The following is a 19,585-nucleotide window of genomic DNA, read 5'->3' as shown; positions in this document are numbered from 1 at the left end:
ACGGTAGGCTGTGAGCCGTGATGGCCCGACGTGACGAACCTCCGCGAAACGATGTCGAGCTGCGCGAACGCATCCTCGACGCACTGCACGAACTGCTGCGTGAGCGCACCTTCGACACGCTCAGCGTTGCCGAGATCATCGCGGCCGCCGGGGTCTCTCGGGCGAGCTTCTACTTCTATTTCGCGGGCAGGCAGGCGGCGTTGGCCGAGCTGGTGCGTCGCGCGGTCGGCGCCGGCCACGAGGCCGCGCAGCCGTGGGTGCAGGGCAGGTCCAGCCCGCACGAGGCCCTGCGGGCGGGTGTCGACGCGGGCGCCGAGCTGTGGCTGTCCAACGCGGCGGTGTTGCGCGCCATCGTGGAGAGCTGGGCGTCCGACCCGCAGCTACGCGAGCTGTGGCTGACCCAGATGGCGACGTTCACCGACGCCGCGGTCACCCGGATCGAGGCCGAGCGGCAGGCCAAGCCCGCCGTCAAGGCCCGGCTCGACGGCGTCGACGTGCATGCGCTCGCCGCATCGCTGACGTGGGCCGGCGAACGGCTCTACTACCTGGCCGCGTGCGGGGTGCCGCCGTTCGATGATCGGAATCGGCTGGTCGACACGTTGACCCATCTGTGGGTGTCGGCCCTTTACGACTGACGCCCACCCCGACCCGCACCACAAGGGTTGCGAAGCCTGAGTGGCCGGTCGGGTCGGTGGGCCTACGCGTCTGAGCGGGCGCCGTGGCCGGCCGGTCGACGGGACCAGCACTGCGGGCGCTGGCGTACGGCAAGCTCCAGCGAGAGGTGGTCGGACTCGATCATTTCCCGGGCTATTCGACGTGCCATCTCCAGGCGATCGACGTACGCGTCAAGATCGGTCGGGCCGGCGCCAGCCATAATCGAACTCCTCGTCCGCATTCGAACTACTCGCATCATGCACCGGGCCGGGAGCCGTCACCATTCCCCGATCGGTGGAATCCGCCCGCCGTACGGCTCTGTGTGACGTACCCCTGGTGGGGCCGATGGTAACGGCGCATCCGCCACCCCGCCGTTGGACTGCGGAAAGTGTTCACGACATGGGCTGCGGTCAATGGTGACGTGCGGGTTTGCCGGGGGTCGCTACATTGCACGGTGCGCGGATCGGGGGGCGCGACGTGTCCGGTGAGGGATCTTCGATACGGGAGGACCGCCGTGCGACAACCGAGCAGAACCGATCCGTTGTTCGTGGCCGTCGAATCGGCGGCGATCACCCGGGCGCACATCGCCGGGCTCGTGGCGGGACGGATCGCCGCCGTCCGGGTGCCGGGGCTGCTGCCCGCCGCCCGCTGCCATGCGATCACCGCCGCGCTCGCCGACGCGGAGATGGACCGGTACGACGAGAGTCGGGTCTTTCCCGTGGTCGCCAAGTTCGGCCCGTCCATCAACGATCACCGGGACGGCGGTGACCTGCGCGACGACTACTGGGAGGCCGCGCGTGTCGCCGAGAAGGGCTGGTCCACCCTGGGTCTGCCGGACGCGCCGCGTGAGCTGTGCCTGGCCGCGTTCCGGTCGGCCTGGCCGGAGGTGGCGCCCGGGCGGCGGCAGGGGCGGGAGATGCACGTCGGCATCGTCCGCGAGATCAACGCCGGGCTTCAGGTGCACTTCGACGACGCGGTCAGGGAGTACGCGGGCCGGCTGCTCGACGCCGAGGTGGTGGCCCAGTTGGCGTTCAACATCTACGTCCGGGTGCCGCCCGTCGGGGGTGAGACGGTGCTGTGGCGTCGCCGGTGGCAGCCGAACGACGAGGACCTGCGGGTTCCCGGCGGGTACGGCTATCACGAGTCGGTGGCCGACGGCACGCAGTCCCTGACGTTGCGCCCCGCGCTGGGAGAGGGATTTCTGTTTGACCCGCGGCACTATCACACGGTGCGTCCCGCGACTGATGGCCGGCGAATCTCCATAGGATGTTTCGTCGGGCTCACCGACGACGGTCGACTGGCTCTCTGGTCGTAGTGAAGGGCGTTTCCCCATGGTGGACAGAAACGACGTCGAGGCGGCTGCGGCGCTGGTCGAGGGGCGGGTCCGTCAGACGCCTGTCATCACCGTCGACGGCGCCGACCTCGGGGTGCCCGGACTGCTCAGCCTCAAGCTGGAGCTGCACCAGCACACCGGCTCGTTCAAGCCGCGCGGCGCGTTCAACCGGATGCTCCAGGGCGCGCTGCCGTCGGCGGGGGTGATCGCCGCGTCGGGAGGCAACCACGGCCTCGCGGTCGCGTACGCGGCCCGGTCGCTGGGCGTGCCGGCGGAGGTCTTCGTGCCGGTCACCGCATCGCCGGTGAAGGTGCAGCGCCTGGCCGGGCTGGGCGCGCAGGTGCGGCAGGTGGGCCAGCACTACGCCGAGGCGCTGGCTGCCAGCACCCAGCGGGCCGGCGAGACCGGGGCGCTCGTGGTGCACGCGTACGACCAGCCGGAGGTGGTGGCCGGGCAGGGCACCGTGGGTCGGGAGTTGGAGGGCCAGCTCGACGGGATCGACACCGTGCTGGTGGCGGTCGGCGGCGGTGGGTTGGTGTCGGGCATCGCGAGCTGGTTCGACGGGTCGGTACGCGTCGTCGGCGTCGAGCCGGAGCAGATCCCCACCCTGCACGCCGCCCTGAAGGCCGGCCGACCTGTCGACATCGAGGTGGGCGGCATCGCCACGGACTCGCTGGGCGCCCGCCGGATCGGTGACATCGCCTTCGACACCGCCCGTCGTACCGGCGTGGTCTCGGTGCTGGTGCGCGACGAGGACCTGGTGCGGGCGCGGCGGCTGCTCTGGTCGGAGCTGCGGGTCGCCGCCGAGCTGGGCGGCGCGGCCGCGTTGGCCGCCCTGGTCGGCGGCGCGTACGTGCCACAGGCGGGGGAGCGGGTGGCGCTGATCGTCTGCGGTGGCAACACCGACCCGAGCGACCTGGGCCCGGCGGCGCCGCACTGACGGGTCAGTCGCCCTCGCGCAGGCGACGCAGCGCGTGCTCCACCTGGAGGGTGTCCAGGTGGGTGTCCCCGAGCAGCCGCCGACGGTCGGCCAGCAGGCGCTCGTACACCTCGACTGCCGCATCGACCTGCCCGTCGAGCAGCAGCACCACGGCGAGGGTCGCCCGGATGGTGAGCACCTCGCTGCGGTCGGCGTGCCGGGGCTCCACGGTGGCGAGCGTGGCCCGCAGTTCCTCCTCCGCCTCGGCGAGGCGGTTCTGCTCCTGCATGCACCGGGCCAGCGTGTGCCGGGCCTGCCAGGTCTCGGGTTGGTTGAGCGGCCACAACCGGTAGCGGACCTCAAGGATCGCGTGCAGCATCTCCTCGGCCTCGGGGGCCCGGTGCTGGGCGAGGACGGCCAGCGCGAGGCTGTGCCGCACGATCATCGTGTCCCAGTGCTCGTGCCCGCGGACCTGGTCCTCCGCAGCGACGATCTGCCGCAGCTCCAGCTCGGCCTCCGGCCACTGGCGTTGCGCCATGATCGCCTTGGTGAGCTTGTGGCGGCTCGCGAGGGTGTCGGGGTCGTCGCTGCCCAGCACGCGGGTGCGGTCGGCGATGACGTCGCGGAGCACCCGGTCGGCCATCTCCGGCTGGTTGCGCTCCAGGTAGGTGCGGCCCAGCTCGTGGCGCAGCGCCAACACCTGGGGCCGGTCCAGGTCATGGTCGTACGCGGCGCAGCCCCGCACGATGGGATCCAGGATGTCGAACGCCGAGCCCGGCAGACCGACCGCGATGAGGTAGCGGGCGGTGAGCCGGGTCAGTTCCAGCGCCCGGAGCACGGTCTCGGGGTCGTGTTTCTGCCTCTGCGGCACCAGGTATTCGCGCACCGCCTCGACGAGGTGCGGCACCAGCACGTCCCAGTTGGCCCAGACCGCGGAGTCGTCGGGGCTCTGCCCCTCGGTGGCGGCGAGCAGCAGCTTCATGACCACGCCGTGGTAGTCGGCGATCTGCTCACGGACCTCGTCGCGGTCGCGGAACATCGCGTGCACCAGCGGGTGCAGCGACAGCACGTGCGCGAACGCCGGGTCGGCGACGTCCTCCCGGACGTCGAAGTCGACGAGGGCGAGGTCGCCGATGCCCTCCAGCACCTTCACGCGCTGCCGCGAGGTCATCCCCTCGAACAGCGGCGATCCGGCCAGGATGGCCGGCTTGAGCACCACCTCGTAGGGCACCGGGGAGACGCTCAGGCAGGCCAGCACGTTGAGCAGCGGTCGGCTCTGCTGGAGCTGGCGGCGGGCCAGCAGGTCAAGTGAGATGTCGTCGACCTCGCGGACGATCTCCAGGCCGAGCGACTCGTCGAGGTCGACGTCGGCGGCGTCGCGCGGCGAGCGGAACCGCCGCTCCACAGCCGTGCGGTAGTCGGCGAAGGTGGTGATGGTGGACGAGCCGCGCCAGACCGGGCTGGCGTTGACCGACCGCAGGTAGTTGCCGGCCGCCCGCAGGGCCAGGGGCAGGCCGCCCAGCTCCCGGGCCAGCTCGCGGGCGTCGTCGAGGCCGCCGGCCTGCGCCCCGGCCCGGTCGATGAGCACCTGCGCGCCGGCGTCGGCGTCGAGCGGGCGTACCTGGTGCAGGGTCGACCAGGTGCCCCACGTCGCCCGGTTGCCGTCCCGGGTGGTCACCAGGACCATGCCGTCCTCGGCCTCCGGCCTGCGCAGCCAGCCGGTGCCGTCGGCGAGCACCCCGTCGGTGGGGCCCAGCGTGCCGGGCTCGTCGACGCTGTCGAAGATCAGCAGCCAGGGTTGCTGGGCCTGGTTGAGGTAACGCCAGACCAGGTCGGTCGCGCTGATCATGCCGGCCCACGCCTGGTCGACCTGACTCTCCGAGGCGCCGAGCTGACTGACCACCTCGCGCATCCCGGAGTTGAGCCGGCCGGCCTGCACCCACCAGACGGTCCGGCCGTCCGCCCGGGCCTGGCGGCCGATCTCCAGGGCCACGTGGCTCTTACCGGAACCGCCCATGCCGCACAGGATGTGCACCGAGGGCTGTTCCCCGCCGGTGCCTGCCGGATGCATGATCTCGTCGATCAGGTCGTCGCGCCCGTGCAGTGGGCTGTCGAGTCGTCCGAGTGGTGGGTCGACCGAGACACGACTCGGCCGGTCGTACGCGGGCCGGGGCACGCCGGCATCCTCGGGTGGAACGTCCGCAGTCAATGCGGTCCCCCTTCGGTGGCGAAATTGCGACGCGGCGGGAGGCGGAAAGATCATGTCCACTGAGTGGACATTCGGAGGGATGATCGCCCGCACCGCGTCAACCGCAAGGATATCCACCGCCGTGCTGGCTTGCACACTCTCCTTTTAGGCCGCCCGGTTGACCGGAATCGGTGCCCACATTTCCATTCCGACGTTGATTCGGGCCGATCCGCCGTGCTCGTTCCTCGCGCAGTGCCTCCACGATGGACGCATGAACTGGTTGCCGTACCACGATCTCGTCGACTGGGGCTCGGTGCCGGACTGGTTCGGCGCGGTCGGCTCCATCGCCAGCGTGCTCGTCGTCTACCTCGGGCTCCGGCGGGAGATCCGTGCCCGCCGCAGAGACGAGCTGCGGGTCCGGGCCACTCAGGCCCGGCTGGTCTCGTCGGTGACCGAGGTGCGGGGAAACTCGGTGCTGCGGGTGACGGTGGCCAACGAGAGCGACGCCCCGGTGCTGGACGTGACGGTGCTGCCACGCCTCGTCCCACCGGACGATCCGGACGGTACGCCCACCGAACTGGGCGCGGCGAAACAGGTCCGCCGGATACGCGGCGGGGAAAGTTCGGACCTGTTCGTCACCGTCACGGCGGAGCACCGGTTGCGCGCTGCCGACACCGTTCTGGTGGAACTGACGTTCACCGATCACGACGGAAACCGCTGGCGACGTATCGGCTCGGGTCAACCCGAACCGGTGGGCTGATCGAATATCGTCCGGAACGGTGTGGGGCGCATTTCCTGTCGCACGCCGAGCGGGTGGTCTGACGGAAATGCGACTCCGTCAGACCACCCATTGCCATGTCAGATCTGATAGGTGCGGGCAACCGCCAACATTTCGGAGGTGTGCGACCCGACGATGCCGACGGCCGGCGGCCGGGGGCGGAAGCCGGGCACCCCGTCCAGCCCGTCACTGGCGTCCATGGCCCGCAGCGCCACCTGTGCGCCGATCGGGCGTAGCGTCAGGGTGACCTCGACTCCCTCCGGCGGCGGGGCGTGGAAGACCAGCCCGAAGCCCCACCGGCCCGTCCGTGGCTCCACAGGCACCGACCGGCCGGCCACCTCGGCTCGCAGCACCGTGGCGGTCGACGTGTCGACGTGCAGGGTGGCGGTCCGCACCGCCCGCTGCGGGGTGAGTCGCAGCCGCAGGGTGCGTTCGCCACCGGAGCCGCTGTCCGTCAACACGTCCAGCTTGGGCGCCGGAAGGTTCGCTGCCTCCGCCGGGCCGGCGCGCAGATCGTCGCCGCCGATCCCGGGGAAGTCGTCCGCGACGCTTGCCACTCCGTCCACATAACCGTCCGTCCAGGGCTGCGGGTCGGTCTCGTGGCTCAGCCAGCGGGCCTGCCCGGTGCCGGCGTCCAGGGCGTACATCAGGTGGGTGGGCGCGGGATGGGCGGCGTCGAAGCGGTCCACGGCCAGCCCGACCCCGGCGAGTACCACCGCCGCCAGGGCAGCGGCCGCGGCCGGCAGCGCCGCGAGTCGTCGGGCCCGGAGCGCCACCAGGCCGCGCTGCCCGCCGGCCTGCGGATGCAGCAGGTCGACCACCGGCAGCGCGGTCAGGCCGAGCAGCACCGCGACCAGCGCGGCCACCCCACCCATGGCCATGCCCAGCGCGGGGAAGAGCAGCACCACCGTCGGCAGCAGGATCACCACGCCGACCGCGGCGGCGGCCGTCACCGCCACCACCGGCCACGGCCCGGTCTGCCGCGTCCGCAGCGCGACGAGGCCGCCGAGGGCGCCGGCCAGGGCCGGCAGGGTGGTGAGGTACGCCCCGCCGGGCACCGCCACGGCGAGCAGCACCCCGAGCAGTGCCAGCCAGGCCAGCCCGCCCACGGCGAGCGCGGCCGGGCCGACCCGGCGGCGGACAAGCGCGTACCAGGTGAACAGGATGGTGGTGGCGAGCGCCAGCACGGCCAATCGGTACCAGATCGGCCGGTACGGGTCGAGCAGTTCCGCGTACCCCGGACGGATCGCGGTGATCGCCAGCCAGAGCAGTTGGGCGGCGACAGGCGCGACAACGATCGGTACGAGAGCGAGGCCGAATCCGGCCGCCAGCCGTCCCGTGCTGGCCCGGCCGCTGCGGCGGGTCAGCCAGGCCAGCGCCGCGACGGCGAGCACCGCGAGCAGGGCCAGTGGTAGGACGAGCCAGCCCGGGTAGCGGACCAGCCCGCCCGGGACGGGGAAGTAGGTGGCGTCGTATCCGGAGCGCAGGTCGGTGAGGTCGGTGCGGCCGAACTCCCGGGCCAGGCCCAGCGCGTTGTCCCCGTGCTGCTGGAGGCTGCTGCGATCCATCGCCGCCGGAGTGTCCAGCGGCGTGTGGTAGATCGCGCCACCGTCGATGTACGCCGAGTTCAGTCCGACGAACTTCTGGTCCAGGAAGGCGGTGAAGTCGGTGTCGTTGGGCAGCGCCCGGTAGATCTCCACCGCGAACGAGGTGCCCACGGGGTGCGGGGCGGCCCGGCCGAAGACGTCCACCAGCTTCGCGTTGTTCTTCGACGTCTCGAACATGATCACCGGACCGGTGGAGCCGCGGGCCTCCAGGTTGAGCACCACACCGCCGTCGGCGGCGAGCGGATGGCTCGCGGCGAATGCAGAGGCGCCGCAGAGGCACGCCTCCTCGGCGTCGGTGAGCACGAAGACGATGTCGTTGCGGGGCCGCGGGCCGGTGCTCAGCGCGCGGGCCACCTCCAGGATGGCCGAGGTGCCGGCCGCGTCGTCGTTGCCGCCCGGCCCGGTCTGCACCGAGTCGTAGTGCGCGACCAGGAACACGCGCCCCGTCGGGTCGGTGCCGGGCAGTCGGGCCACCACGTTGCGCACGCGGGCCACTGTCGCCCCACCGGCCGCCCCACTGAGCTGGCCGGCCTCCGGCGCGACGGTGTCCTGCACCTCCGTCTCCAGGCCCAGGCCGCGCATCTGCTGCTCGATGTGCGTGCGAACCTGGTCGTTGGCCGGGCTACCGGCGACGTGCGACCGGGCCGCGATCACCTGCACGTCCTCGTACGCCCGGGTGGCGCTGAAATCGCCCGCCGGCGCGTCCGCCGGTCGCGGCGTCGGGGTGCGCAGGTCGAGCAGACTGCCGGCGCCGACGGCCGCCAGCGCGACAAGCGCCGCCGCGGCGGCCAGGAGCCGCCGGCGTGGTCGGGTCAGCGCACGGTCGGCCGGGGGTACGCCCGGACCCGGCCGGAGCGGTACGCCCGCCGTGACGGGGGTGGGGGGTGCGCCCACGGGAACTCCTCGGGGGTGGTGGGGCCTGGGGTGGCACCATCCTGCCCTCCGACGCCCCGGGACGGGATGGCCGGGCGTCCACCGATCGTCCGCCCGTCGGTGGGGACGATCGGCCGCCCGGGCACCTACCGGCCGCCCGGTTTGTCCCCCGACGAGCAGTGATGCGGCCAACCCCCGCAAGTGCCGCGGCCACCGTGTTGTGTGCGACCGTTGTCTAATACAGGATCAGCAGGGCACTCGGAAGGAGCCCGACATCACCAGCGAACTCCCGCGTCTCGCGGCGGTGACCCGGCCGTACCGGGGAAGCGGCCTGGCCGGTTCCCCTGTCGTGCCGTACCCGCACGGTGGCCTGGCGCGGCACGGCAACCTGCCGCCCGGCGAGCGGTTGCGGGTGCTGCTGGTGGAGGACGACGAGGGCGACGCCTTCCTCGTCGGTGAACTGCTCGCCGAGACGAACTCGATGATCGACCTGGTGGTCGCCACAAGCCTCCGGGAGGCGCGGCAGCGGATCACTGGCGTCGACTGCGTCCTGCTCGACCTGGGCCTGCCCGACGCGCAGGGGCTGGACGGGCTGCGCCTGGTGCTGGAGATGTCGAGCGGGGCCGCGGTGTGCGTGCTGACCGGGCGCTCGGACGAGCACCTGGGTGTCGTGGCGGTCGCCGAGGGCGCACAGGACTACCTGGTCAAGGGCCAGGTCGACGGCGTGCTGCTGACGCGGGCGCTGCGCTACGCGGTCGAGCGCAAGCGCGCCGACGAGAACGCCCGCCGGCTGCGTGAGGTCGAGTTGCGCCAGGCCGAGTCGGCCCGCCTCGAACGCGGCCTGCTGCCGCAACCGCTGATGACGACAGACCAGGTGGCGGTGCACACCTTCTACCGACCGGGTCGGCACGCCGCCCTGATCGGCGGGGATTTCTTCGACGTGGTGCAGACCCGTCCGGACCGTCTCTACCTGATCGTCGGAGACGTGTGCGGGCACGGGGTGGACGAGGCCGCCCTCGGTGTGGAACTGCGGGTTGCCTGGCGGGCCCTGGTGCTTGCCGGCGTGCCTGACGACGAGGTGCTGCCCGCGCTCGAGCAGGTGCTGATGAGTGAGCGCCGGCTCCAGGAGATCTTCGCTACGGTCGCCACCACCCGACTCGACCTGGACGCCAACCGGGCCACCGTCCGACTGGCCGGGCATCCGCCGCCGCTGCTGCTCTCCGGTGGCCGGGTCGTCCCGGTGCCCGCGCCCGGCGGCCTGCTGCTTGGCGTACGACCTCGCCGGCCGATCGCCTACGACCTGGAGTTCGACACCGATGACTGGTCCCTGCTGATGTACACCGACGGCCTGATCGAGGGGCGGGTGGGCGCCGGCAACGAACGGCTCGACGTGCCGGGCCTGAGCGGCCTGCTCGACGAGCCGGCCAACCGGGAGGTGTCGCTGCCCGACCTGCCGGCCTGGCTGGTCGGTCGGGCCGAGCAGATCAACGGCGGCCCGCTCGCCGACGATGTGGCCATGCTGCTGGTCAGCCGTGGTGGTGGCCGGTGAAGCCGGTGATCGGCGGCTGGAGTCTGCGCCGCCGGGTCATCACGCTGCTCACAGTCGTGGGCGTGCTGCTGATCGGCCTGGCCACCGCGGAGGCGGCGATGGCCGCCCGCAACCGCACCCAGATCGACGCGATCCTGAACCAGACCGGCCCGCTGCGGGTGCAGTCGCAGGAGCTGCTCAACGCGGTGCTCGACCAGGAGACGGCGGTTCGCGGGTACGCGGTAAGCGGTGATCCGGCCGACCTGGGCCCGTACGAGGCGGGGCTGGACCAGGAGAAGGCCACCATCGGCGCGATGCGGACGCTGCTCCACGACTACCCGCAGATCGGCCAGGAGCTGCGGATCGTCGAGGAACGCGCCGAGCAGTGGCGGCTGTCGGTCGCCGAACCGGTGATCACCACGACGGAGCAGGACGGCACCCGCGCCGGCCAGGCGTTGGTCACCGAGCAGGCCCGGCAGCGGTTCGACGAGGTGCGGTCGGCAGTCGGCGACCTCCAGCAGGAGATCCTCGAGGCCCGGGAACAGGCCGCCGCGAACGTCCGCAACAGCAGCAACCTGCTGGTCCTCCTGCTGATCATCGCGGCCCTGGTGGTGGTCGTGGCCGGCGCGGTGCTGCTGCTCTCGCTGGACCGGATGGTGATCCGGCCGCTGACCGGGTTGGCCACCCAGGTCCGCGAGGTCGCCGAGGGCGACTACCAGCACCGCATCGCCACAGTCGGCCCACCGGAGTTCATCAGGCTCGGCGACGACGTGGACGCGATGCGCCAGAAGATCGCCTCCGACCTGGCCGAGGTGCGGGAGGCCCGCGAGCGCATCGAGTGGGTCAACAGCCAGCTGCAGAAGCAGGCCGAGGAGCTGACCCGGTCCAACCGCGACCTGGAGCAGTTCGCGTACGTGGCCTCCCACGACCTGCAGGAGCCGCTGCGTAAGGTGGCCAGCTTCTGCCAACTGCTCCAGCGTCGCTACGCCGGGCAGCTCGACGAGCGGGCCGACCAGTACATCGCCTTCGCGGTGGACGGCGCGCAGCGGATGCAGCGCCTGATCAACGACCTGCTCGCGTTCTCCCGGATCGGCCGCCTCACCACAGGCTTCGTCGACGTCGACCTGAACAAGGTGATGGGCGACGTGGCGGGTCAGACCGAGGCCGCCCGGCAGTACGCCGACGCCGAGCTGACCTGGACCGACCTGCCGGTGATCCGTGGCGAGGAGCCGCTGCTCACCAACCTGCTGGCCAACCTGGTCAGCAACTCGATCAAGTTCCGTCGTCCCGACGCGCCGCCGAAGGTGCACATCTCGGCCCGGCTGGTCGGCGCCGAGTGGGAGATCACCTGCCAGGACAACGGCATCGGGATCGAGCCGGAGTTCGCCGACAAGATCTTCGTGATCTTCCAGCGGCTGCACTCGAAGGACGCGTACCCGGGCACCGGCATCGGGTTGGCGATCGTCAAGAAGATCGTGGAATATCACGGCGGTCGGGTCTGGGTGGACACCGACGTGCCGGAGGGCACGGCGATCCGGTTCACCCTTCCGGCACGCCCGGAGGACGTGGAGGCGGCGGCCGCTGCGGCCACTGCCGCAGACCCCGCCGAGCGGCCGCAGCCGGCCGACGCGGGGGAGCAGACGTCCGCGGACGAGGTGTCGTCCGAGCTGCCGGAGCGCTCCGCCGGGGCGGACCAGCCGGACCGGGCCGACGGGGCGTCGGAAAGCGGTAGAACGGGTGACATGAGGGAGACGGTGGGATGACCGCGCCGGCGGACGGCAAGAGCCCGATCGAGGTCCTGCTCGTGGAGGACGATCCGGGTGACGTGTTGATGACCCAGGAGGCGTTCGAGGAGCACAAGCTGCGCAACCGGCTGACCGTCGTCTCCGACGGCGCCGAGGCGCTCGCCTACCTGCGGCGGGAGGGCCAGTACGCCGACGCGGTGGCGCCTGACCTGATCCTGCTCGACCTCAACCTGCCCCGCCGGGACGGCAGGGAGGTGCTGGAAGAGATCAAGAACGACCCGGAGCTGCGCCGGATCCCGGTGGTCGTGCTCACCACCTCGCAGGCCGACGAGGACATCCTGCGCAGCTACCAGCTGCACGCCAACGCCTACGTGACCAAGCCGGTGGACTTCGAACGCTTCATCTCCGTCGTACGGCAGATCGACGAGTTCTTCGTCAGCGTGGTCAAGCTGCCGCCTCGTGGCTGACACCCTGCTCGACGACGTCGGTGACCTGCTCCTGGAGGCCGCCGACCAGGTCGTGGTGCCGCTGTTCCGCAAGCTCGACGACGCCGACGTGTCGGAGAAGGCGCCCGGCGAGGTGGTCACAGTCGCCGACCGTCGGGCCGAGGAGCTGATCTCCGCCGGGCTGCGCAGGCTGCGGCCGAACTCGGTGGTGGTGGGCGAGGAGGGTGTCGCCGACGACCCGGGGCTGCTGCGGCACCTGCGCGACAGCGGTGACGTGTGGCTCGTCGACCCGGTCGACGGCACCGCCAACTTCGCGGCCGGTCGCCGACCGTTCGCCCTGATGGTGGCGCTGCTGACGGACGGGCGTCCGACCGCCGGCTGGATCCTCGACCCGCTGGCCGAGACGCTCGCCGCCGGTTGGGCCGACGAGGGCACACTGCTCAACGGCCAGCCGGTCGGCGCCGCCGACGCGGTGCCGCCGCTGGGTGACCTACGTGGCGCGGCGATGACCCGGTTCCTGCCGCCGGAATCCCGTGACCGGGTTCGCGCCGGCGGTCGGCGGCTCGGCGAGCTGCTGCCCGGCCAGCACTGTGCCGGCCGCGAATACCTGGACATCCTCACCGGCGAGCAGCAGTTCACCCTCTTCTGGCGCACCCTGCCCTGGGACCACGCGCCGGGCACCCTGCTGGTCCGTGCCGCGGGCGGTGTCGCCCGCCGGTTCGACGGCGTCGACTACCACCCGGCCGACGAGGGCAGCGGGTTGCTCGTCGCGGTCAACGAACAGGTCTGGACCGAGGTGCGCGAGGCTCTGCTCGACTCCTGATCACCGCACCGCGACGACGACGGCGCGGCGTTTCCACGTGGCACTGCGACAGTCGCGGCGTGGCCTTCTCCACGCAGCGTGCGACGACGGCGGCACGCTGCGTCGACACTGGGCTCTGAGGGCGGTCACGGGGCTGGTCACCGGCGCGCGTTCCGGTATCGTGACGGCGTTCTCCGCCAGCAGGCCGCCGACGGGCGCCGGCGGGGACGCCGCCGCGCAGAGTTCACCGGGGGCCGGCGGTCGACGGAAGGACGCTGCCGTGCCCAGGACCAGGCTCAGTCAGCGGCGCGTTCGCCGCGTACTGCTCGCTCTGCTCACCGCCGTCGCGCTGGTGCTCGCCGGCGGGGTGCCTGCGTACGCGGAGCCCGGCGAGGGCGGCACCAAGAAGTTGCAGGACGCGCTTGAGCTGACCGCCAAGGGCCACATCGAGGCCAAGGCCAAGCTGGACAACTCCAAGCGTCGGCAGACGGCGTTGACGGGTGAGCTGAAGGCCGTCGAGGTGCGGCTGGTCGGGCTCACCGCCCAGGTCGGCGAGGTGGCTGCGCAGTCGTACCGGGCCGGTCGGCTCACCCCGACGGCGATGCTGCTCAACACCGCCACGCCGCAGGCGTTCCTGCAACGTGCCGCCGACCTCGACCTGATGGCCCAGCGGGACAGCAAGCGGCTGCGCGATCTCACCGAGGCCCGGCAGCAGGCCCAGCAGGCCAAGATCGCCATCGACACCGAGGTCCGGGAGCAGCAGAAGCAGCTCGCCGTGATGGCGAAGAAGAAGAAGGAGGCCGAGGCGGCTCTCGCCGAGGTCAGCTCGGGCAGCAGCAACGGTTTCAGCGGCGGCAGCTCCACGTCGGCGAAGCCCGCGCCGCGTAACTCCGACGGCTCCTGGCCCTCGGAGTCCTGCTCGGTGAAGGACCCGACGACCTCCGGTTGCATCACCCCGCGCACCCTCAACGCCCTCAAGCAGACCCAGGCCGCCGGCTACAAGCGGTACGTCTCCTGCAAGCGCAGCGGCGGCGGCGGCGAGCACCCCAAGGGGCGGGCCTGCGACTTCGCGGCCGCCACGAACGGCTTCGAGGACAAGAACGCGACAGGCGGCGACAAGGCGTACGGGGACAGCCTCGCCGCCTGGCACGTGCGCAACGCCGACCGGCTGGGTGTGCTCTACGTGATCTGGTACCGGCAGATCTGGCATCCGGGCACCGGCTGGCGGTCGTACAGCGGCAGTGGCAGCCCTGCCGCCAGCCACACGAACCATGTTCATCTCTCGATGTACTGACCCGCGACGCCAGCTTCGCTGCGTACCATCGCGACGATGAGCTCCCCATCGTCGGACGTCGCGACCACGCCGGTCTCCTCGGGCCCGCCCGCGCCGGTCACCGGCCGGGCGCTGCCGGGCGGTCTGGCCGCCTTCCTGGTCTTCTTCGCAAGCGGTGCGGTTCTGGTGCTGGAGACCGTCGCGTTGCGTCTGGTCGGCCCGTACGTCGGGGTGACCCTCCAGGTGACCAGCTCGGTCATCGGCATCGCGCTGGCGGCGATCGCGTACGGGGCGTGGGCGGGCGGTTGGCTCGCCGACCGACGTGATCCGCGTGGTCTCCTCGCGCCCGCGCTGGTGCTGGCCGGGATCGCCACCGCGGTGACCCTGCCCGTGGTGCGCTACGCCGGGGAGGTCCTGCGGGGCGGGGCCGCCAGCGCCATCCTCCTGCTGGTGGCGCTCGCCGTGTTCGTGCCGGCGGCGCTGCTGGCCGCGGTCACCCCGCTTGTGGTGAAGCTCCAACTCGCCGACCTGCGCCGCACCGGCCAGGTTGTCGGCCGGCTGTCCGGCATCGGCACCCTGGGCGGCATCACGGCCACCCTGCTCACCGGCTTCGTGCTTGTCGCGGCCCTGCCCAGCACCGTCATCGTGCTGGCCCTGGCGGTGGCGCTCGGGCTGGTCGGCCTCGGCCTCGGCTGGTATCTGCGCCGCCAGGCGTCCACCGAACTGCCCGGTCCGGCCCGCACCCGGGCCGCGCTGGCCGTGCTCGGCCTGGTCGGGGCGGGGCTGACCACAGTCGCGCCGAACCCGTGCGACATCGAGACCGCGTACCACTGCGCCCGGGTGACCACCGACCCGGCCCGGCCCAGCGGCCGGACGCTGCTGCTCAACTCGGCCCAGCACTCGTACGTCGACCTGGCCGACCCGAAACACCTGGAGTACGCGTACACCAGGTGGATCGGCGCGGTCGCCGACGTGATCGCACCCGCCGGGCAGCGGCTGGACGCGCTGCACCTGGGCGGCGGCGGGTTCACCGTGCCGACGTACCTCACCGCCACCCGGCCGGGCACCGACAACCTGGTGTTCGAGATCGACGGCGGGCTCGTCGAGCTGGGCGAGCGGGAGCTGGGCGTACGCCCGGGGCCGGGGTTGCGGACGGTGGTGGGCGACGCCCGGATGCTTGTCGCCGGTGAGCCGGCGGACAGCCGTGACCTGGTCGTCGGCGACGCGTTCGGTCACCTGGTGGTGCCCTGGCACCTGGCCACCCGGGAGATGGCCGCCGACATCAGGCGGGTGACCCGCCCCGGCGGCGTCTACGTGCAGAACGTCATCGACTACCCGCCGCTGCGGTTCATCCGCGCCGAGCTGGCCACGGTGGCCGCCGAGTTCACTAACGTCGCGTTGATCGCCCCGCCGGAGGCGCTCGCCGAGGAGCGGGGCAGCAACTTCCTCATCGTCGGCTCCGACGCGCCGCTGCCGCTGGCCGCCGTCCGCGCCCGCCTCGACGAGGTCGACCGGAGCGTCAGCCTGCTCTCCGGCGCGGACCTCACGGACTTCGTCGGGGAGGCGCTGGTGCTGACCGACGACTACGCCCCGGTGGACCAACTGCTGGCGACCGCCTGAACGGGTGATATTCCTGACCGATTCCGATCCTTCAGGTGTAGCCCGGTCACCTGCGGGCAACAACGGCCACCATGGGCGGTGGGGACCGGAACGGCGCGCAACTGCTCGATGAGCGGTACAGGCTCATCGAGCAGCTCGGCGCAGGCGGCATGTCGGTGGTCTGGCGCGGTTACGACGAGGTGCTGGGCCGCCAGGTCGCGGTGAAGGTGCTGGCCTCGCGGCTGGCCAGCGACCGGGCCTTCCGGCACCGGATCCGCGTCGAGGCGCAGGCCGCCGCGCGGCTCTGCCATCCGAACATCACAAATGTGTACGACTACGGCGAGTCCCAGCAGGTCGGCCTGACCGTGCCGTACGTGGTGATGGAGCTCGTCGACGGTGGTTCGCTGGCCGCCCGACTCGGCCGTGAGCAGCGGCTGCCGTGGCGCGAGGCGGTGACCATCGGCGCGGAGGTCACCTCGGCGCTCGCCACCGCGCACGGTCGCGGGGTCGTGCACCGCGACGTCACCCCCGGCAACGTCATGCTCACCTCGACCGGGGTCAAGGTGGTCGACTTCGGCATCTCCGCGCTTGTCGGGGAGAGCGAGAAGGGGCCGGACGGGACGCTGCTGGGCACGCCCGCGTACCTCGCGCCGGAACGGCTGGACAACGGCCAGGTCTCCCCGGCCACCGACGTGTACGCCGTCGGGCTGTTGCTCTACCGGATGCTCACCGGCCGGCTGCCGTGGGAGGCGAACACGACCACGCAGATGCTGCGTGCGCACATGTACAGCGACCCGGACCCGATGCCTGCGGTGCCGGGGCTGCCCGACGAGGTGACCGACCTGGTGCGGCGCTGCCTGGCCAAGCGCCCCGCCGACCGGCCGGCCACCCCGGAGCTGGCCCGGACTCTCGCCGAGGCGGCCGGAATGCTGGCGGCGATGCCTGTCTCGCCGGCGGGCGGTCCGCTGGACGCCGCCGAGCTGGCGAACGCCGGCACCACGATCCTGCCCTGGTCGGCGGAGACGGATGCGCTCCCGCTGTCGCGTACCCGCAACCGCACCCAGCGCCGACGGGTCAACCGCCGTCGACGTGTGGAGGCCGGGGTGGCGGCCGTTGGGCTGATCGCGGTCACCGGGGCGATGTGGGGGTTCACCTCCCGCAGCCCCGCCAGTGGGGAGGACCGGCCCACGACCGAGGCCCGGATGGGCCTGCCCGAGACGGCGCCCTGCGAGGTGGCGTACGCGCTGCGCACCGACTCCGGCAAGGACTTCACCGCCGAGCTGACCCTGACCAACACCAGTGACCGCGAGCTGCGCGACTGGACGATGAACTTCACGTTCCCCGGCCAGCAGACGGTGACGAAGGCGACGCCCGCCCCGGTGCAGCAGCAGGGCGGCACGGTCCAGATCCGGCCCGCCGCGCAGCGGACGACCCTGGCGCCCGGCGCGGCCGAGAAGCTCACCCTGGCCGGGACGTACAGCGGGGCGAACCCGTTGCCTGTGGAGTTCCGGCTCGGCGACGCCACCTGCGGGGTACGCGTCTCCGGGGTGGCCGGAACGACCCCGTCCACCGCGCCGCCGAGCAAGGCGGCCCCGACGAAGGCCCCGACCAAGAAGACGACGAAGACCACCACGAGGGTCGCTCCGAAGGCACCGGCACCGCCGAAGGCGCCCGAGAAGGACAAGGCGAAGGCAGCGAAGCCCTCCAACGCGAAGGGGCCGGGTGGTCCGGGAAAAGGGTGAAGGTTTCTGAGGGGCACGCTCGTCACCCGAGGTGAGACGTCAGCGTCGCCCCGCGAACCGCTGCACCTGCTCGATGCCGCCCTCCACGACCAGCACCCCACCCTGCGGCAGCTCGGTGTCGTCCGAGGCGTACCGGAAGCGTTCGCCCGGCACCTTCGCGCCGATGACCCGGACCCCGTAGCGCTCGTCCGGACGCAGGTCGAGCAGCGTGCGACCGACAAGCGACTGCGGCACCCGGACGGTGGCGATAGCGAAGTCGTCGTCGAACTCGATGAAGTCGAGCAGCCGGCTGACGATCAGGTGGGCCACCCGGTCCCCGGTCTCCGCCTCCGGGAAGATCACGTGGTGCGCGCCCACCGACGACAGGATCTTCGCGTGCTTCTGTGACGTGGCGCGGGCCCAGATCTGCGGCAGACCCAGCTCGACAAGCGCCAGCACGGTGAGCACGCTCGCCTCCACCGACGCCCCGATGGCCACCACCGCCCGACCGAAGCTGGTGACGCCGAGCTGCCGCAGGGCGCCCTCCTCGGTCGCGTCCGCCTGGACCACCCGGTCGAGCTGGGTCGAGAAGCGCTGCACCTGATCCGCGTCGCGGTCGATGGCCAGCACCTCACGGTCCATCCGATTGAGAGCGCCGGCCAGGTGGCACCCGAACCGACCCAGCCCGATCACCACGATGCCGCTGCCGTCCGATCGTCTCGCCGACACCTCGACCCTCCTCTTCGTCAGCCGACAATTGGTTGTTCCTGGGGATAGCGGTAGAGCCTGCGCCGGGTGTTCAGGGCGATCGCCGACCCGAGGGTGAGCGGCCCGACCCGGCCGATGAACATCAGCACGGTCAACACCAGTTGGCCGCTGGCCGGCAACTCGCTGGCCAGACCGATGGTCAGGCCAGTGGTGCTGAACGCCGAGGTGACCTCGAACAGGGCGGCGACGAACCGCTCGCCCTCGGTGAGCAGCAGCAGGAGCATCGTTCCGGCCGTGACAAGCGCGACGCTGAGCAGAGCCACGGTGACGGCCTGACGCTGGCTGGCGGTGGCGACCCGCCGGTGCCCGACCGTCACGTCGGGCTCGCCGCGCAGCTCCGCCCAGATGGTGAACGCCAGCAGGAAGAACGTGGACACCTTGATGCCACCGGCCGTGCTGGCGCTGCCGCCGCCGATGAACATCAGCACGATCAGCAGCGGGTAGCTCTCCTCCTGAAGGTCCGCGATGTTCAGCACGTTGAAGCCGCCGGTGCGACTCAACGCGATCTGGGTGAACGACGCGAGCACCTTGCCCTCGGCGTCGTACGAGCCGATGGTGCTGACGTTTGTCCACTCGGCGGCGAGCAGGCCGGCGACGCCGAGCAGCACAAGCGCCGCGCTGCCCCAGATGGTCAGCTTGGTGGCCACCGCCCAGCCCGCCGGTCTGCGCCACTCGCGTACGGCCTCGAACAGGGCGGGAAACCCGAGCCCGCCGACGATGGCACCGAACGCCAGCGGCAGCGCCACCCACGGATCACGGTCGAAGGCCAGCAGGCCGTCGGTGTAGAGCGAGAACCCGCCGTTGTTGAACGCCTGGACGGCGTGGAACACGCCCGACCAGAGCGCCCGACCGGGCGTGTAGTCGTACGCCCACCAGAGCCGGCCGGCGACCACCGCGGTCATCACGGCCTCGCAGGCGAAGACGGTGATCGCGATCCGGCGCAGCAACCGGGCCACGTCGCCGATGCCGAACTCCGCCGTCTCGGCCTGGACCAGCAGCCGGTTACGCAGCCCGAGCTGGCGTGAGACCACGAGGATGACAAGCGCCGCGACGGTGAGGATGCCGAGACCGCCGAGCTGGGTGAGCAGGGTGATCACCAGCAGGCCCCAGCCGGACCAGTAGTTGGGGGTGTCGGTGACGGCCATGCCGGTGACGGACACCGCCGAGGTGGCGGTGAACAGGGCGGTGATCAGGGGCGGACGTTGGTGCTGGACGGTCGACCAGCGCGCCAGCAGCAGCCCGGTGCCGAGCAGGATCGGCACCAGGAACCCCAGCGGCACCAGCCGCACGGGGTTGCGGAAAAACCAGCGCACCAGACAATCTTCCTTTTCCGGGTGCCCGCCCGAGTGGG

General features: G+C 71.8%; 16 protein-coding genes. 11 read left to right on the top strand and 5 right to left on the bottom strand.

The features are described 5' to 3' along the window. The first annotated feature begins 20 nt into the window (after positions 1 to 20). On the top strand, positions 21 to 635 hold the full coding sequence (locus OOJ91_RS18175; protein WP_266249752.1) for a TetR/AcrR family transcriptional regulator: 615 nt from the start codon (positions 21 to 23) through the stop codon (positions 633 to 635). A gap of 62 nt (positions 636 to 697) precedes the next feature. On the opposite strand, the gene OOJ91_RS18170 is transcribed toward OOJ91_RS18175, so the two are convergent. After that, on the bottom strand, positions 698 to 874 hold the full coding sequence (locus OOJ91_RS18170; protein WP_007465502.1) for a hypothetical protein: 177 nt from the start codon (positions 872 to 874) through the stop codon (positions 698 to 700). A gap of 294 nt (positions 875 to 1,168) precedes the next feature. Between OOJ91_RS18170 and OOJ91_RS18165 the strand changes: the two genes are divergently transcribed. Further along, entirely contained in the window at positions 1,169 to 1,969 is an 801-nt protein-coding gene (locus tag OOJ91_RS18165; RefSeq protein ID WP_266246471.1) for a 2OG-Fe(II)-dependent halogenase WelO5 family protein, read from the top strand. Between the two features lie 16 nt (positions 1,970 to 1,985). Continuing rightward, positions 1,986 to 2,927, top strand: coding sequence for a threonine/serine dehydratase (locus OOJ91_RS18160; protein ID WP_266246470.1), 942 nt, complete (start codon positions 1,986 to 1,988; stop codon positions 2,925 to 2,927). A 4-nt stretch (positions 2,928 to 2,931) separates the two neighbouring features. Here the strand turns inward: OOJ91_RS18160 and OOJ91_RS18155 are convergent, their stop codons facing one another. Continuing rightward, on the bottom strand, positions 2,932 to 5,082 hold the full coding sequence (locus tag OOJ91_RS18155; RefSeq protein ID WP_266246469.1) for a tetratricopeptide repeat protein: 2,151 nt from the start codon (positions 5,080 to 5,082) through the stop codon (positions 2,932 to 2,934). 283 nt (positions 5,083 to 5,365) lie between these two features. Between OOJ91_RS18155 and OOJ91_RS18150 the strand changes: the two genes are divergently transcribed. Further along, a complete protein-coding gene (locus OOJ91_RS18150; RefSeq protein WP_266246468.1) occupies positions 5,366 to 5,854 on the top strand; it encodes a hypothetical protein in 489 nt (162 codons plus the stop codon). A 98-nt stretch (positions 5,855 to 5,952) separates the two neighbouring features. Here the strand turns inward: OOJ91_RS18150 and OOJ91_RS18145 are convergent, their stop codons facing one another. After that, a complete protein-coding gene (locus OOJ91_RS18145) occupies positions 5,953 to 8,373 on the bottom strand; it encodes a M28 family peptidase (RefSeq protein WP_439117075.1) in 2,421 nt (806 codons plus the stop codon). Positions 8,374 to 8,701: 328 nt separating this feature from the next. On the opposite strand from OOJ91_RS18145, the gene OOJ91_RS18140 reads away from it, so the two are divergent. The 7 genes from OOJ91_RS18140 (at position 8,702) to OOJ91_RS18110 (ending at position 17,487) form a co-directional block, all read left to right on the top strand. After that, positions 8,702 to 9,901: a PP2C family protein-serine/threonine phosphatase gene (locus OOJ91_RS18140; protein WP_266246467.1), complete on the top strand. Its 1,200-nt coding sequence runs from the start codon at positions 8,702 to 8,704 to the stop codon at positions 9,899 to 9,901. Further along, a complete protein-coding gene (locus OOJ91_RS18135; RefSeq protein WP_266246466.1) occupies positions 9,898 to 11,643 on the top strand; it encodes a sensor histidine kinase in 1,746 nt (581 codons plus the stop codon). Before OOJ91_RS18140 ends, OOJ91_RS18135 begins: the two co-directional genes overlap by 4 nt. Beyond that, complete coding sequence (locus OOJ91_RS18130; protein ID WP_007465485.1) at positions 11,640 to 12,092, top strand: response regulator; 453 nt, start codon at positions 11,640 to 11,642, stop codon at positions 12,090 to 12,092. Before OOJ91_RS18135 ends, OOJ91_RS18130 begins: the two co-directional genes overlap by 4 nt. Next, positions 12,085 to 12,894, top strand: coding sequence for an inositol monophosphatase family protein (locus OOJ91_RS18125; protein WP_266246464.1), 810 nt, complete (start codon positions 12,085 to 12,087; stop codon positions 12,892 to 12,894). Before OOJ91_RS18130 ends, OOJ91_RS18125 begins: the two co-directional genes overlap by 8 nt. 259 nt (positions 12,895 to 13,153) lie before the next feature. Beyond that, complete coding sequence (locus OOJ91_RS18120; protein ID WP_266246462.1) at positions 13,154 to 14,167, top strand: coiled-coil domain-containing protein; 1,014 nt, start codon at positions 13,154 to 13,156, stop codon at positions 14,165 to 14,167. A 36-nt stretch (positions 14,168 to 14,203) separates the two neighbouring features. After that, complete coding sequence (locus OOJ91_RS18115) at positions 14,204 to 15,766, top strand: fused MFS/spermidine synthase (protein WP_266246461.1); 1,563 nt, start codon at positions 14,204 to 14,206, stop codon at positions 15,764 to 15,766. A gap of 71 nt (positions 15,767 to 15,837) precedes the next feature. Further along, positions 15,838 to 17,487, top strand: coding sequence for a serine/threonine-protein kinase (locus OOJ91_RS18110; RefSeq protein WP_266246459.1), 1,650 nt, complete (start codon positions 15,838 to 15,840; stop codon positions 17,485 to 17,487). 39 nt (positions 17,488 to 17,526) lie between these two features. Here the strand turns inward: OOJ91_RS18110 and OOJ91_RS18105 are convergent, their stop codons facing one another. Together OOJ91_RS18105 and OOJ91_RS18100 are read right to left on the bottom strand one after the other, a co-directional pair. After that, positions 17,527 to 18,195: a potassium channel family protein gene (locus tag OOJ91_RS18105; protein WP_266246457.1), complete on the bottom strand. Its 669-nt coding sequence runs from the start codon at positions 18,193 to 18,195 to the stop codon at positions 17,527 to 17,529. 17 nt (positions 18,196 to 18,212) lie between these two features. After that, on the bottom strand, positions 18,213 to 19,547 hold the full coding sequence (locus OOJ91_RS18100; RefSeq protein ID WP_266246456.1) for a TrkH family potassium uptake protein: 1,335 nt from the start codon (positions 19,545 to 19,547) through the stop codon (positions 18,213 to 18,215). Between the last annotated feature and the right edge of the window lie 38 nt (positions 19,548 to 19,585).

Origin of the sequence: Micromonospora lupini, assembly GCF_026342015.1 — a bacterium.
Taxonomy (GTDB): Bacteria; Actinomycetota; Actinomycetes; order Mycobacteriales; family Micromonosporaceae; genus Micromonospora; species Micromonospora lupini_B.
This window is presented reverse-complemented; position numbering and strand designations above follow the sequence as displayed.